General features: G+C 67.0%; 11 protein-coding genes and 4 tRNA genes. 1 reads left to right on the top strand and 14 read right to left on the bottom strand.

What is annotated here, in order from left to right; translation table 11 throughout:
• Positions 1 to 83: 83 nt before the first annotated feature.
• The 5 genes from SNE35_RS11630 to SNE35_RS11610 form a co-directional block, all read right to left on the bottom strand.
• Positions 84 to 159, bottom strand: a tRNA-Trp gene (locus tag SNE35_RS11630).
• 20 nt (positions 160 to 179) lie between these two features.
• A complete protein-coding gene (gene tuf / locus SNE35_RS11625) occupies positions 180 to 1,370 on the bottom strand; it encodes an elongation factor Tu (RefSeq protein ID WP_320423060.1) in 1,191 nt (396 codons plus the stop codon).
• 57 nt (positions 1,371 to 1,427) lie between these two features.
• A tRNA-Thr gene (locus SNE35_RS11620) sits at positions 1,428 to 1,502 on the bottom strand.
• Positions 1,503 to 1,579: 77 nt separating this feature from the next.
• Positions 1,580 to 1,653, bottom strand: a tRNA-Gly gene (locus tag SNE35_RS11615).
• 79 nt (positions 1,654 to 1,732) lie between these two features.
• A tRNA-Tyr gene (locus SNE35_RS11610) sits at positions 1,733 to 1,818 on the bottom strand.
• Positions 1,819 to 2,219: 401 nt separating this feature from the next.
• Here SNE35_RS11610 and SNE35_RS11605 point away from each other — a divergent pair.
• Positions 2,220 to 4,856 (top strand): TonB-dependent receptor, encoded by a 2,637-nt coding sequence (locus tag SNE35_RS11605; protein ID WP_320423059.1) that lies wholly within the window; start codon positions 2,220 to 2,222, stop codon positions 4,854 to 4,856.
• 47 nt (positions 4,857 to 4,903) lie between these two features.
• Here the strand turns inward: SNE35_RS11605 and SNE35_RS11600 are convergent, their stop codons facing one another.
• Genes SNE35_RS11600 through SNE35_RS11560 form a run of 9 tightly spaced genes read right to left on the bottom strand, consistent with a single transcriptional unit; the run spans position 4,904 to position 14,148 of the window.
• Positions 4,904 to 5,614: a DUF6445 family protein gene (locus tag SNE35_RS11600; protein ID WP_320423058.1), complete on the bottom strand. Its 711-nt coding sequence runs from the start codon at positions 5,612 to 5,614 to the stop codon at positions 4,904 to 4,906.
• A 10-nt stretch (positions 5,615 to 5,624) separates the two neighbouring features.
• Positions 5,625 to 6,704 carry an acyltransferase family protein gene (locus SNE35_RS11595; RefSeq protein ID WP_320423057.1) on the bottom strand — a complete coding sequence of 360 codons (1,080 nt, stop codon included), beginning with the start codon at positions 6,702 to 6,704 and terminating at the stop codon, positions 5,625 to 5,627.
• A 26-nt stretch (positions 6,705 to 6,730) separates the two neighbouring features.
• A complete protein-coding gene (locus tag SNE35_RS11590) occupies positions 6,731 to 7,615 on the bottom strand; it encodes a glycoside hydrolase family 16 protein (protein WP_320423056.1) in 885 nt (294 codons plus the stop codon).
• Complete coding sequence (locus SNE35_RS11585; RefSeq protein ID WP_320423055.1) at positions 7,612 to 8,883, bottom strand: MFS transporter; 1,272 nt, start codon at positions 8,881 to 8,883, stop codon at positions 7,612 to 7,614. The genes SNE35_RS11590 and SNE35_RS11585 overlap by 4 nt, the downstream gene beginning before the upstream one ends.
• 12 nt (positions 8,884 to 8,895) lie before the next feature.
• Complete coding sequence (gene nagZ, locus SNE35_RS11580) at positions 8,896 to 10,374, bottom strand: beta-N-acetylhexosaminidase (protein WP_320423054.1); 1,479 nt, start codon at positions 10,372 to 10,374, stop codon at positions 8,896 to 8,898.
• 1 nt (position 10,375) lies between these two features.
• The gene (locus tag SNE35_RS11575) at positions 10,376 to 11,386 is read right to left on the bottom strand and encodes an SIS domain-containing protein (protein WP_320423160.1); all 1,011 of its coding nucleotides are present in this window, start codon (positions 11,384 to 11,386) and stop codon (positions 10,376 to 10,378) included.
• Entirely contained in the window at positions 11,379 to 12,509 is a 1,131-nt protein-coding gene (nagA, locus tag SNE35_RS11570; protein WP_320423159.1) for an N-acetylglucosamine-6-phosphate deacetylase, read from the bottom strand. The genes SNE35_RS11575 and nagA overlap by 8 nt, the downstream gene beginning before the upstream one ends.
• The gene (locus tag SNE35_RS11565; protein ID WP_320423053.1) at positions 12,509 to 13,249 is read right to left on the bottom strand and encodes a GntR family transcriptional regulator; all 741 of its coding nucleotides are present in this window, start codon (positions 13,247 to 13,249) and stop codon (positions 12,509 to 12,511) included. The genes nagA and SNE35_RS11565 overlap by 1 nt, the downstream gene beginning before the upstream one ends.
• Entirely contained in the window at positions 13,246 to 14,148 is a 903-nt protein-coding gene (locus SNE35_RS11560) for a glucosamine kinase nucleotide-binding domain-containing protein (RefSeq protein WP_320423052.1), read from the bottom strand. The genes SNE35_RS11565 and SNE35_RS11560 overlap by 4 nt, the downstream gene beginning before the upstream one ends.
• Positions 14,149 to 14,364: the final 216 nt, after the last annotated feature.

Raw genomic sequence — 14,364 nt, 5'->3', positions numbered from 1 at the left:
AGCCCGCCGGGAGAACTCCCGCGGGCCGATGCTTTGACCTTTGTTCCAACTGCCTCGATCAGCGATAGATGATCAGTGGCGGTTGGCAGGGGCAGAGGGTCTCGAACCCCCAACCTTCGGTTTTGGAGACCGACGCTCTGCCAATTGAGCTATGCCCCTGCGGCCGAAAAACAATCAGTTTACTCGAGGATGGTGGCGACGACGCCCGAGCCGACGGTACGACCGCCTTCACGGATGGCGAAGCGCAGGCCTTGCTCCATGGCGATCGGCGCGATCAGCTTCACGGTGATGCCGACGTTGTCGCCGGGCATGACCATTTCCTTGTCCTTCGGCAGCTCCACGGCACCGGTCACGTCCGTCGTGCGGAAGTAGAACTGGGGACGGTAGTTGTTGAAGAACGGGGTGTGACGGCCGCCCTCTTCCTTGCTCAGAACGTAGATCTCAGCGGTGAAGTGGGTGTGCGGCTTGATCGTGCCGGGCTTGGCCAGCACTTGGCCGCGCTCGACGTCTTCACGCTTGGTGCCGCGCAGCAGGATGCCGACGTTGTCGCCTGCTTGACCTTGGTCCAGCAGCTTGCGGAACATTTCGACGCCCGTGACCGTGGTCTTCTGGACTTCGCGGATGCCGACGATTTCGATTTCTTCGCCGACCTTGATGATGCCGCGCTCGACGCGACCGGTCACGACGGTGCCGCGGCCGGAGATCGAGAACACGTCTTCGACCGGCAGCAGGAAGGCGCCGTCAACGGCACGGTCCGGCTGGGGGATGTAGGTGTCCAGGGCGTCAGCCAGGCGCATGATGGCTTGCTCGCCCAGGTCGCCGGTGTCGCCTTCCAGGGCCAGCTTGGCCGAACCCTTGATGATCGGGGTGTCGTCGCCGGGGAAGTCGTACTTGGACAGGAGCTCGCGCACTTCCATTTCGACCAGCTCGAGCAGCTCGGCGTCGTCGACCATGTCGCACTTGTTCAGGAAGACGATGATGTACTTCACGCCGACCTGGCGAGCCAGCAGGATGTGCTCGCGGGTCTGGGGCATCGGGCCGTCAGCGGCCGAGCACACCAGGATCGCGCCGTCCATCTGGGCGGCGCCGGTGATCATGTTCTTCACATAGTCGGCGTGGCCCGGGCAGTCAACGTGCGCGTAGTGGCGGTTGGCCGTCTCGTACTCGACGTGCGCGGTGTTGATCGTGATGCCGCGTGCCTTTTCTTCCGGCGCCGCGTCGATCTGGTCGTAGGCCTTGGCTTCGCCGCCGAACTTCTTGGACAGCACCGTCGCAATCGCCGCCGTCAGCGTCGTCTTGCCATGGTCAACGTGACCAATCGTGCCCACGTTCACGTGCGGCTTGGTGCGTTCAAATTTACCTTTTGCCATCTTGCGCTCCTGCGAGGGTCAGATCGGACCAGCACGGCCCTGCTAAAAGAAGATTGGTGGTGCCCTTGACGCGGATCGAACGCGTGACCTCTCCCTTACCAAGGGAGTGCTCTACCACTGAGCCACAAGGGCATCGGCACGGATCTGATGACTCGCCTGCAAATCAGCAGATCCGTAACGACGACGATAAAACCGACACAAACTGCCGCTGGAGCGGGAAACGGGAATCGAACCCGTGTCATTAGCTTGGAAGGCTAAGGTTCTACCATTGAACTACTCCCGCCCTGGGAGGCCCTGCACCCTCTTCTAGCGAATCGAGGCACCGGACAGCCGATGCCTCGATCTCAGAAAACGGTTCGCTTTGGTGGAGAAGGCTGGATTCGAACCAGCGTACGCGTTAGCGGGCAGATTTACAGTCTGCTGCCTTTAACCACTCGGCCACCTCTCCGAAGCGAGCCTGTGACTATAGCACAGCAATTTTTCACTGCGTAAGACTTTTTGCAGTCAGCCGCAGCGCGGCGCATCGTCGACACCACCACCCTCGCAGCGCACACAACAGCCTCCACAGATACCAATTGGCTACCAATATTTCGACTGGCGCCCATTTTTCGAGCCGAGCACCAGGGTTTACGCGTAGATTTCGCCGCTTTTCCGGTGGCAAACCAGCCACAACAGGGGAAAACACGGTCATCAAATTGGTAGCTAAGTGGATTTAGCCGGTCGTATAGTGGCATGGCATTGGTTGTATTTGATGTCACGACTGATACCAGGCGCATGCCACTTTTGGCGCGGCGCTCCGGCATCTGATGAAGCATTAACCGGCCGCCAGGCCCTAAGAGGAAGATCAACATGAAGGTCAAGCAGACCCCCATCGCAGCAGCGGTGACCCTGACCCTGCTGTCCGCGGCGTTCGCCGCACAGGCCCAAGACAACGGTAGCGAGAAGAAGCAAGAGCTGGATCAGGTGGTCGTGACCGGCATTCGCGCCTCGCTGGAGTCGGCCGCCACGATCAAGAGGAATGCCAGCGCCGTTGTCGACGCCATCTCGGCCGAAGACGTGGGCAAGCTGCCCGACTCCGACGTAGGCCAATCGCTCGGTCGCGTTCCCGGCGTGTCCGTTGGCCGCGAATTCGGCCAAGGCGCCACAGTGTCGATCCGCGGCTCCGATCCGCAGATGACCTACACGACCTTGAACGGCCAGACCGTCGCCTCCACCGGCTGGTATGACCAGAAGGACGTCGACCGTTCGTTCAACTACTCGCTGCTGCCTTCCGAGCTGATCGGCGGCCTGGAGGTCTATAAGTCGCAGCAGGCCGATCTGACGGAAGGCGGCATCGGCGGCACCGTGATCGTCAAGACCCGCAAGCCGCTGGACATGGCGGCCAACAGCGGTTTCGTCAGCATCAAGTACGGCACCGGCACGATCAGCGACAACAACAAGGACATTTCCGGCCTCTACAGCTTCAAGAACGAAGCCAAGACCTTCGGCGCGCTGATTGCCGCGGCCCACCTGGACGGCACCTACATCCGCCGCGGCGTCGAGGCGGACAACCGCTGGTCGTCCGACGTCGAGCCCACGGCCTTCGTACAGGATCGCAAGCGCGACGCCGTCAACGTGACACTGCAAGCCAAGCCCACCCAGAACATGGAGCTGGGCCTGAACGTGCTGCACCTGAAGCTGGCTGCGAACAACTCGAACAGCAGCGACTACATCTTCCAGGGTCCGAACTGCGACAAGGTGAATGCCGACGTGGTCTCGGACTTCAATCCGACGGGCATGTGCGTCCACAGCACGACCACCGCGGCCAATCCGCTGCCGACCCAGTTCTTCCAGGTCTGGGCCCGCCAGGCGCAGATGACCTCGGACAGCGCCACTTTCGACGGCCACTTCAGGAACGACTCGGCCAAGTTCGACGTCGTCGCAGGCACGACCAAGGCCAAGGGCGGCACCTCGCTGACGGCCAACTTCCAGACCATCACCGGCGACGCTGGCCTGACCATTCCGGCCTGGCAGGGCACGATCGACGCGACCGGCCACCAGATCCAGATCAACCCGACCTCCAACCAGTCCTTCACGGTCGCCAATCTGCCTTCGCAGATGAGCCCGCAGACCTGGGCCACCTCGCAGGGCCCGAACAAGGACCGTGAGAACTACGCGCAGTTCGACGCCACCTTCGACCTCGACTGGGGAGCGATCACCAGCTTCAAGACCGGCGTCCGCGCGGCCGACCACACCTTCGAAAAGCGCGCCTTCCGCCCGGTCTGGGCAAGCACGATCACGCCGACCGATACCTCCAAGCTGTTCGACGGCACCGTCGGCGTCGCCAGCTGGACCATTCCGCGCCCGAACATCGACGCGATGATGGCGGCGACCAACAAGAACATCACCGGCTGGATCGAAGATCGTTCCGGCTACGCCGAGCTGAACGAGAAGAACAAGGCCGTGTACGGCATGTTTGACTTCGAGGCGAAGAACATGCGCGGCAACTTCGGCCTGCGCTACATCTCGACCGATGCCAAGAGCACGGGCTACGCCTTCGATGGCACGCCGCTCGCAACCGGCGACTATTCCGGCAACACCGGCTTCAGCAGCACCAAACTCAGCGTCCAGAAGGGCAGCTACAACGACGTGCTGCCCAGCCTCAATGTGGCCTTCGACCTCCGCAAGGATCTGGTCTTGCGCTTTGCGGCCTCACAGGCGATCACGCGTCCGAACTTCGCCAACATGCTGGGCCTGCAGGTCTCCGGCTACAACGACGACCGCGTCGGCAACGAGACCTGGACGATCGGCAATGTCGCGCTGAAGCCGATGAAGTCCAGCCAGGCAGACCTGAGCCTCGAGTACTACTACGGCCGTGGCAACGTCATCTCCGCGACCTACTTCAACAAGGACGTCCAGAACTTCATCACGGCCAACGTCGTGGCCAACCAGAAGGTCGGCTTGGTCGATCCGAAGTCGCAACTGGACAACTGGACGGTGCAGAGCTACGTCAACGCCGGCGGCGGTCGCCTGCAAGGCCTGGAGCTGCAGGCCAACAACGCCTTCGACAACGGTTTCGGCATTTCGGCGAACTACACCTTCACCGACGGCACGGCGCCGGCCGGCAGCTTCCTGGACAACCTGGGCATCTTCTCGCAGTCCTCCAAGCACAACGTCAACCTGGTGGGCTACTACGAAAACCAGACCTACTCCGCACGCCTGGCCTACAACTGGCGCTCGAAGTACATGATCCGCGAGAACGCCTACTGGTACGGCAACCGCATGCACGACAGCTACGGCACGCTTGACGCGAGCTTCGGCTGGAACATCATGAAAAACCTGTCGTTGAGCTTCGAGATCAACAACATCACGAAGCAGGACGACATCCAGTACGGTGCCGCCGCAGCCAACGACACCGCCATCAAGGACCCCCTGCGCGCCGGCTACCCGGCATGGTCATTCAAGGGCGAGCGTACCTACATGCTGGGCCTGACCGCGAAGTTCTGACGGACACGCTGCCCCACCCGAAGCCCGGCGAAAGCCGGGCTTTTTGCTTAGAAGTCGTAGAACGAATTGACCGTCAGCCGCCCGCGGCGCGGGTCTGCGCTGAGGCCCCGCATCGGATCGACGATCGCCGAATGGAGCAGGCTGCCACGGTAGACGACGAGCCGGTTGAAGCGCGCCGGCATCATGCCCAGGAACTCGAAGTGCTCGTCGGAATCGTCGAAGTAGCGCGGCTGCGGCGGCCGGGCGTTCAGCTCGGCGTAGTAACTGTCCAGAAAGCGCTCGCGGCCGTCGGTGGTGATCTGCTGCAGGCCGGTGGCCTTGTGGCGATAGAAGCCGGTACCGCCGTGCTCGCCGTCGCACAGGTACAGCAGGACCGCCATGTGGTTCGGCGTGCTGGCATCGAAATGCGGTGTGCGCTGCAGCGGCCCCAACGCCTCCGGCGGCGTCGTCGTCAGCGAGAACGCGCAGGCCGCCTTGCGCAGCGGCAGCGCCTCGGGCACGCCGAAGTTCAGCCGGATCAGCGGATCCATCAGCGCCGTCAGCGCGGCCGAGTACGCGGTGGGCACGTCGGCACGCAGTCCCGGATAGCCCTTGCGCTCGGGCACGCGCGCATAGGGCGTGAACTCGGCGCGGCAGGCGGCCTCCTTCAGCGCCTGCGGGTTCTCGAGGAAATCGTCGATGAACACGACGGTGTGCTCGCCGATCTGCACCGACTGGATGTTCGGTGGCATGCGGATCTGGAAGAGGTCCTCGATCATGGCCGGGACTTTAGACCTTGATGTAGATGCCCCGTTCGTCGAGCAGCTTTACGATCACCCACCAGACCGCGACGAACACCACGGCGAAGGCCAGCGAGCGGCCGTACGGGCCGACCAGCGGCTCGAGCCAGCCGAAGCCTTGCGCGTACACCGGCCCCATCCAGCCGAAGCCTTCGAGGAACACCGTGCACATCCAGGCACCCGCGTAGGCGGCGATCGCGTTGACGCCGAAACTGCGACCCACGGCCGGCCAGCCGCGCACGTCGATCAGCCGGTGCACCAGCAGCAGGGCCAGCGCGCCGAGGCCGCCGGTCCACAGCACGAAGGCAGGCGTCCACAGGTTCTTGTTGATCGGCATCAGGCCGGTCGCATCGAGCCCCAAACCGAGCAGTGCGCAGCCGACACCGATCGCGGCCAACCGCGCCAATGCGCGATGTCGCAGGGCCTCACCGCAGCGCCAACCGAGCAAGGTCGTCGCCAGCGCACCAAGCGTGCCGACCAGGCCCTCGGGGTCATGCCCGAGGCCCGTTGCCGGATCCCACTCGTAGCCGTGCGGGCCGAAGATGCGCGCATCGATGCGGCTGGCGATGTTGCCTGCCTTGTCGAGCGGGCCGCCGAGCTTCAGCAGCAGGCCGTAGCCCAGCAGCAGCGCCACGATCCACAGCCACTGTGCCCGGGGGCTGCGCCAACGAGTCGCGACGAGCCCGGCCAGCGCGAAGCACAGTCCGATCCGCTGCAGCACGCCAGGCACGCGGAACGCCGTCTTGTCCATCAGCCACCAGGCCAGCGCGTGCAGCACCAGGCCCAGCACCAGGATCCGCAGCCCGCGCTTCAGCACCGTGCCGCGCAAGGCCGCGCCCTGCCCCGCCTCGAGCTTCGCCCCCATCGCCAGCGACAGCGAGACGCCGACGATGAACAGGAAGAAGGGATAGATCAGATCCGTCGGCGTCCAGCCGTTCCAGGCCGCGTGCTCCAGCGGCGCGTAGACATGATCCCAGTCGCCCGGGTCGTTGACCAGCAGCATGCCGGCGACGGCCAGGCCGCGCAGCGCGTCGACCGAGGCCAGGCGCGCGGAATTGACGGAAGCCATCGTGACGCCCCTCTTCTTTTCGGTTTTCAGAAATCGCAGCGGCTTTCCAGCGCCGGCTGGGCCGGCGGAACCGTATCGATCCTCGGGATGCCGCCCTTGCGATAGGCCGCCACTTGCGCCTGCACGTCGGCCGTCGTCAGCCGTGCGTTGCGCGCATGGAAGACCCAGTCCACGTCCTCCTCGTAGACGCGCGGCGCGCCGCCCTCGGGCAGCGGCTTCGGCACGTCGGACGCCGGCGAGAACCACAGGCTGAACGCAATCGCCATCGGCACGACCGGATAGTTCCGCCCGCCGTGCTCGGCCACCTGCCGGCCGTCGATGAACCAGCGCGTGCGGCCCTCGCCGACCTGCATCATCAGCGTGTGCCAGCCGGCCAGGCTGCGCACTTCCTCGTGCGCCGCGTTGAAGGCGTTCCACGGGTCCATCTGCACCGTCTGCCAGGTGATGCCGTAGAGCCGCGTGTCGGGCTTGCCCCAGCCGCCGTTGGGCAGGTATTCCCAGTCGAGCTCGCTGAACTCGGGATCGAAGTCGTGCTTCAGCGGGCTGACGACGTAGAAGGTCTGGATCACCGGGTCGCCGTCGGCGCCGGACACCGGCGCGTCGCTGAAGCGCACGCGCGCGGCGTACGTGCCTTCGAGGTACTTGCGCTGATGGCACAGCTGGACCTGGCGCGTGCCGGCACCCGTGCCATCGGTCTCGCCCCTCAGCCGCAGCAGGCCGCCCTGCAGCGACACGCCAGACGGGCTCCACGCCGCGCCTTCGATGCCGGGATGGCCAGCCTTGTCGCGCAAGGTCCAGCCGCTCGCCTGCAGGGCGGCGATGTCGGGCTGGCTGAAGTCGTCAAAGAAGATCTCGGGCGCTGCCGCGGCCAGCGCGGGTACCAGCAGAAGCGCGGCCAACACCGTCTTCATGCGGTCGCGACCTCGGTCGCAGCCGCTTTGCCCGGCATGCGCACGAAGAACATCAGCAGCAGCACCGGCAGGCCGCAGACGATGGTCCAGGCGAAGAAGTGCTGGTAGCCCATGGCCAGCTGGATGTCGCCGCTGATCGTCTTGCTGAAGATAAAGCCCAGCTGCATCACGCCGGAGCCGAGTGCGTAGTGCGCCGTCTGGTACTTGCCAGGCGCCACCGCCTGCATGATGTAGAGGATCATGCCGACGAAGCCGAAGCCGTAGCCCAGCATCTCGATGCCCACGGCCGCGCCCACATGCCACATGTCTGACGGCAGGCTGCTGGCGAGGTACCAGAAGGTCACGTTGGGTACGCCCATGGCGATGATCAGCACCGGCATCGCGCGCTTGAGGCCCAGCCAGGCGGTGAAGTAGCCGCCGATGATGCTGCCCAGCAGGAAGCCGCCGCTGCCGATCCAGCCGTAGACGTCGGCGACCTGGCTGGTCGTCAGGCCCAGGCCGCCCTTGTCGCGCGCCTCGATCAGGAACAGCGGGCCGATCGTCTGCACCTGCCCTTCGGCGAAGCGGAACAGAACGATGAACAGCACGGCGATCCAGATCCCCGGCTTGCGGAAGAACTCGACGATGATCTCGCGCGTCGTCGCCCAGATGCCGGCCGCCGTCAGCTCGCTGTGCTCGGTGCTCAGCCGGCCGGGCAAGGCCCAGGCGTTGTAGCCGGCAAGGCTGGCCAGCAACACGGCCAGGCCGGCGAACACCAGCGACCAGGCGTTGGCGATGCCCATCGGCCCTTCCAGCGCGCCGGCCACCTTCATCACCACGCCGATCATGAAGAAGCGCGCGCCGTTGAAGAAGGCGCCCTGCCAGCCGGCATAGGCCGCCTGGCGCTGGTTGTCCAGCGAGGCCATGTAGAGGCCGTCGCAGGCGATGTCATGCGTGGCCGAGGCATAGGCCACCAGGAACAGCACGGCGATCACCGCCGCGAACCACCCAGGCAGCTGCAGGCTCAGCGCCATCAGCGCGAGCGCGATGGCGCCGAGCGACTGCATCGCCACGACGATGGTCTTCTTGCTCTTCAGCAGTTCGAGAAACGGGCTCCACAGCGGCTTGACGGCCCAGGCGGTGCCGATCAGGCCGGTCCAATGCGCGATCTGGTCGTTCGCGACGCCCAGGTTCTTCAACGGGAAGGCCACCAGGTACATCACGACGAAGAACTGCATGCCCTGCGTGAAGTACAGGCTGGGCACCCAGCGCATCGGATTCTTGGCCATGAACATAACTCGTCAGTTCAGCGTCACCGGTGCCTGGGCATTGGCCTCGGCGCGGCCTTCCAACCAGGCCTTCAGCGCGGCCATCGCGCCGTCCGCATAGCCCCAGGTGATCACGGCCGGTACCGGCAGGTCCAGCACCTGGAAGGGATTCCAGATGGCCAGGTGCAGGTCGATCGCCGCGCCGCCCGCCGCCTTGGCGTAGCGCTTGCGCTGGTTGGACACCAGCACGTTGAGGCGGCCATCGCGGGGCACGTCGCCGGGCTGCATCTGCGTGAGGCTGGGCAGTTGCAACAGCTCGACGTCGGCAAAGCTCGCGAAGAGCGCCTGCACGCGCTCGACCGGCAGACCGGCTTCGGACACGCCGTCGCTGATCACCGAGGCCTGCGTGATCACGCGCAGCGCCCGGCCCGGCGCGGGGGCCTTGGCGCCGCCCAGCGCGCACAGGGCCCGCGCCCAGGTGGCATGCATCAGCGCGTCGTCCGCGGCGCGCTGCTCGGCGGCGTAGGCGGTCTGGGTGAGCGGATAGGCCTCGGCCAGCGTGTCCAGGCGCACGCGGGCCGTCAGCAGTGCCTCCTGGCTCAAACTGCCGTCGGCCAGGCCGTTCGCGATCGCTTCCAGCACCACCTTCTGTTCTTCCTTGCTGCCCTGGGCCAGCGGCATGTCGGCGCCGGCCTGCAGCGCCAGCACCGAGGCGCGGGCGTAGCCGAAGCGGTCGAACACGGCCTTCATCATCAGCGCGTCGGTGATGACGACGCCCTGGTAGCCGATGCTCTTGCGCAGCAGCTCGCCGAGGATGGGCTTGCTGAGCGTGGCCGGGTGCTCGGGATCGATCTGCGGGTAGACGATGTGCGCCGTCATCATGGCCGGCGCCACCTGGGCCAGCGCGCGGAAGGGCTTCAGCTCCAGCGCCTCCAGCGCCTCCAGCGTCTTGTCGACCGTGGGCAGCGCGTGGTGCGAATCGACGTGCGTGTCGCCATGGCCGGGGAAGTGCTTGACGCAGCAGGCCACGCCTTCGCGCAGCGATCCGCGCATCCAGGCGTGAGCCAGGCGCGTCACGCGCTCGGCATCCTCGCCGAAGCTGCGCTCGCCGATCACCGGATTGGCCGGGTTGTTGTTGATGTCCAGCACCGGCGCGAAGTTCCAGTTGATGCCCAGGAAGCGCAGACCCCGCGCCACCGCGGCGCCCACCGCCTCGGCCGTGGCTTCGTCGTCGATCGCGCCCAGCGCCATCGCGGCCGGCGCCTGCGGCACGCTCAGCGCGCGGATCACCGAGCCGCCCTCCTGGTCGATGCCGATCAGCGCGCGCTCGCCCATCGCCGCGCGCAGGTCGCGGGTGAGCTGGCGGATCTCGTCCTCGCTGCCGAGGTTCTTGCGGAACAGGCAGACGGCGCGGATCTTGTTGGCGCGCAGGAACTCGGCGGTGTCGGCATCGAGCGAGGTGCCCGGGATGTCGACCATCACCAGCTGGCCGGGATGGAATGCGTTGTCCATGTCAGTGGGTCTTCGTGACCTTGTTGAGGTGACGGGGCTGATCGGGGTTCAGGCCGCGCGCACGGGCCAGCGCCTCGACCATCGGGTAGAAGCTCTGCACGACGGCGATCGGGTCCAGGTCCTCATTGCCGGTGGTCGAGAGCGCCAGCTCGGCGCCGGGCGTGCCGGCCGGTGCGGCGAGCAGCACGCGGGCGCCGCGGCCTCGCATTTCCTCGGCCAACGCCAGCAGGCCCGCCTGCGCGGGGCCGCGCGGTGCGAACACCAGCATCGGATAGCCTTCGTCCACCAGCGCCATCGGGCCGTGCTTCACCTCGGCGCCGGAGAAGGCCTCGGCCTGGATGCCGCAGGTCTCCTTGAACTTCAGCGCCGCTTCCATCGCGATCGGCAGGCCCATGCCGCGGCCGATCACGAAGAGCTTGTCGGCCCCCTTCAGCACCTCGACGGCGGCGGACCAGTCCTGCTGGGCGGCCTGCTCCAGCACCTTGGGCAGATCCTGCAGCGCGGCGGCCAGGTCCGGGTCTTCCGACCAGGCGGCCACGACGCGGGCGCCCGCCACCAGCTGCGCGATATAGCTCTTGGTCGCGGCCACGCTTTGCTCCGGGCCCGAGTGCAGCGGGAACACGAACTGCGAGGCGGCGGCCAGCGGCGAGCCGCCGGCATTGACGAAGGCCACCGTGCGGGCGCCGTTCTCGCGCAGGAACTGCGTGGGCGCCACCAGGTCCGGGCTCTGACCGGACTGCGAGAACGCGAAGGACACCAGGCCCTCGGCATGGATCTTCGACTGGTACAGCGTCACCAGCGACATCGGCAGCGAGGTCACCAGCCGGCCCAGCCGCGCCATGATCAGGTAGGCCATGTACTGCGAGGCGTGGTCGGAGCTGCCGCGGGCGATCGTCAGCAGCGAGGCCGGCGGCACGTCGCGCAGCGAGGCGCCGAGCGCCGCGTAGGCATCGCCGTCCAGCGACAGTTGCCGCGCGACGGCGGCCGGTGCGCTCAGTGCTTCTTCATACATCTTCGAGGTCAACTTCTTCTCCTTCAGCGACCACGCGCTGCAACTGCAGCTCACGCGGGTCCACAACGACAAAATCAGCCCACGCGCCAACGGCAAGGCGCCCGCGGTCTTCCAGGCCCAGGTAGTCCGCCGCGTGGGTCGACACGCGGCGCGAGGCGTCCGCCAGCGGCAGCCCCAGTTCCAGCACCAGGTTGCGCAGCGCCTGGTCCATCGTCAGCGTGCTGCCGGCCAGAGTGCCGTCGGCCAGGCGCACACCGCCCATGCACTTGGTGACCGTCTGGCGGCCGAGCTGGTAGTCGCCATCGGGCATGCCGGCGGCGGCCGTCGAGTCGGTCACGCAGAACAGGCAGGGGATCGCGCGCAGCGCCACGCGCACGGCGCCGGGATGCACATGCAGCAGGTCCGGGATCAGCTCGGCGTACTGCGCGTGGGCCAGCGCGGCGCCGGCCATGCCGGGCTTGCGGTGATGCAGGCCGGTCATCGCGTTGAACAGATGGGTGAAGCCGCCGGCACCGCGCTCCAGCGCGGCGACGCCGTCCTCGTAGCTGCCGGCCGTGTGGCCGATCTGCACGCGGAAGCCCGCGGCGCGCAGCTCGGCGATCAACTCCAGGTTGCCGGGCAGCTCGGGCGCCAAGGTGATCAGCCGGATCGGCGCCAGCGCGTGCAGCGCATGCACCTCAGCGAGGCTGGCCGGCTTGGCGAAGTCCGGCTGCGCACCGAGCTTGCCGGGGTTGATGTACGGGCCTTCCAGATGCACGCCCAGCACGCGGGCCGCACCGGGCACGCGCTCGCGGCAGACCGGGCCCAGCGCCGCCAGCGCGGCCTGGATCTCCGCCAGTGGCGCGGTCATCGTCGTCGCCAGCATCGAGGTCGTGCCGTGGCGGGCATGCATGCGGGCGATCGTCGCGGCGGCGTCGCCGCCCTCCATCGTGTCGCGCCCGCCGCCGCCATGAACGTGGCAGTCGATGAAGCCGGGCAGGATCAGCGGCAGCTCGCCGCTTCGCGCCTCGGCTTCGCTGACCGGCGTGCCCTCGATGGCCACGATCCGACCCTGCTCGTGTGCCAGCCTGCCGCGGACGAAGCCCTGCGGCGTCAGCACATGACCGCTCGCCTGTGCGGCCATCATTCCCGCCGCATCTCGGCGACGAAGTCGTAGTAGTCGCTGCGGCAGTACGAGTGCGTCAGTTCGACAGCATGGCCCGATTCGAGGTAGCCGACCCGCGTGATGAACAGCACCGCCTGGCCCACCGGGACTTCCAGCAGCGAGGCCAGCTTGGGCTCGGCGTTGATCGCGCGGATGTGCTGCAGCGCCCGCACCGGCGCGCCACCGTTGGCGGACAGGTGTTCGTACAGCGAGGACGCGACCGCATGCGGATCCGGCAGCACCGATTCCGGCAGCACGCTGACCTCGTAGGCCATCACGACCGAATCGGCCAGGCGCAGCCGCTCCAGCCGCGCCACGCGTTCGCCGGTCTTCAGGCCCAGCGACAGCTGCTCGTCCGGCGCCGCCATCGAGAAGCCGCGCGTCAGCCAGCGCGAGCTGGGCTTGAAGCCGCGCTGCTGCAGCTCCTCGGAAAAGCTGGTCAGGCGCGACAGCGGCTGCTCCAGCTTGGGCGCGATGTAGTTGCCCGAGCCGCGCTTGCGGATGATCAGGCCCTGCTCGACCAGCCGGTCGATCGCCTTGCGCGCCGTCACGCGCGAGAGATCCAGCGATTCGCTGAGCACCCGCTCGGACGGCAGCGCCTCGTCGGCCTGGTAGTGGCCATCGCGGATCGCCTGCGCCAGCTTCTGGGCGAGCTGCATGTACAGCGGCGACGATTCCTTCTCGTCGGGCTTGAATTCGAAGGGCAGCTTGGTCGTCATTGTTGTCGTCCCTGGGTTCTCTTCTCGGCCAGCGCCTGGCGCGCCAGCAGCAGGCCGCCGGTGGCCGAATCGCCCTGCACCGGCACGCAGCGCCCGCGCAGCGCGGCGGGGAAATGCGCTTCCAAGCGGCGGGCGATGCTGCCGCTGAGCGCCAGCGGCAGTTCGCCCTGCGGGTCCAGCGCGGCGGCCAGCTTCTGCAGCTCGGCCGAGGCCTCGGCCACGAAGCGCGCGGCCAGCGGATCGGCCTCGGCCGTCTCGAAGACCAGCGGCGCCAGCGCGGCGAAGCCGGTCTGCCCGGCCGCGGCCTTCCAGGCCAGGATGCTCACGCGATCGCTGCCGGCGACGGCCATCACGGCCCGCGCCAGCGCGCCTTCGGCGGCGCGGCCGTCCAGCGTTTCCTGCACATGAGCGATCGCCTTCAGGCCCAGCCAGCAGCCGCTGCCTTCGTCGCCGCCGATCCAGCCCCAACCGCTGCTGACGGCGCGGGAGCCGTCGCGCCGCAGCGCCTCGCCGATCGCGCCGGTGCCGGCGGCGATCACCAGACCCGGCTGGCCGCCATGGGCGCCAAGCACCGTGGTCCAGCCATCGCTGTCCAGCGCCAGCAGCGCGTAGCCCGGTTGGGTGTCGAGGAACTTCTGAGCCTGCGCCTGGATGCTGACGCCGGAGAGCCCGAGACCGATCGCGCACTGCGCCGGGTCGAGCTGGTCGATGCCGGCCTGCGCCGCCGCGGCGGCGACCGCCTGGCTGACGTGGCGCCAGGCCTGCTCGGCGCCCTGGCCCAGCGCGGAAGGCCCGGCTTCGCCCTGGCCCAGCAGGCGGCCGTCGATGTCGGCCAGGCGCACCCGGGTGCCGGTACCGCCGCCGTCCACGCCGATCAGGTAGCGCGGTCCGGCAGCCAAAGCGTCTTGGGAAGAGAGAACGACTGTATCCATTGAATCGCGTAAGTTAATACCAGTTTAGTACCAGACTCGACGCACCGTCAATGGCCGGGCCGCCCTTGTCAACACTTTACTTTTGATTCATTCCGGAGACGCGGGCCAGTTCGCATGGTTCTGGATCGAACCATACCAATTTAGAACCATGTATGCGATTGGTAGCAGCCCGTAGACCGGAGG

The organism is Roseateles agri (genome assembly GCF_034043675.1).
Lineage (GTDB): Bacteria > Pseudomonadota > Gammaproteobacteria > Burkholderiales > Burkholderiaceae_C > KK5.
Note: the sequence above shows the minus strand (reverse complement) of the source record. Positions and strands in the feature narration are given on the sequence as shown.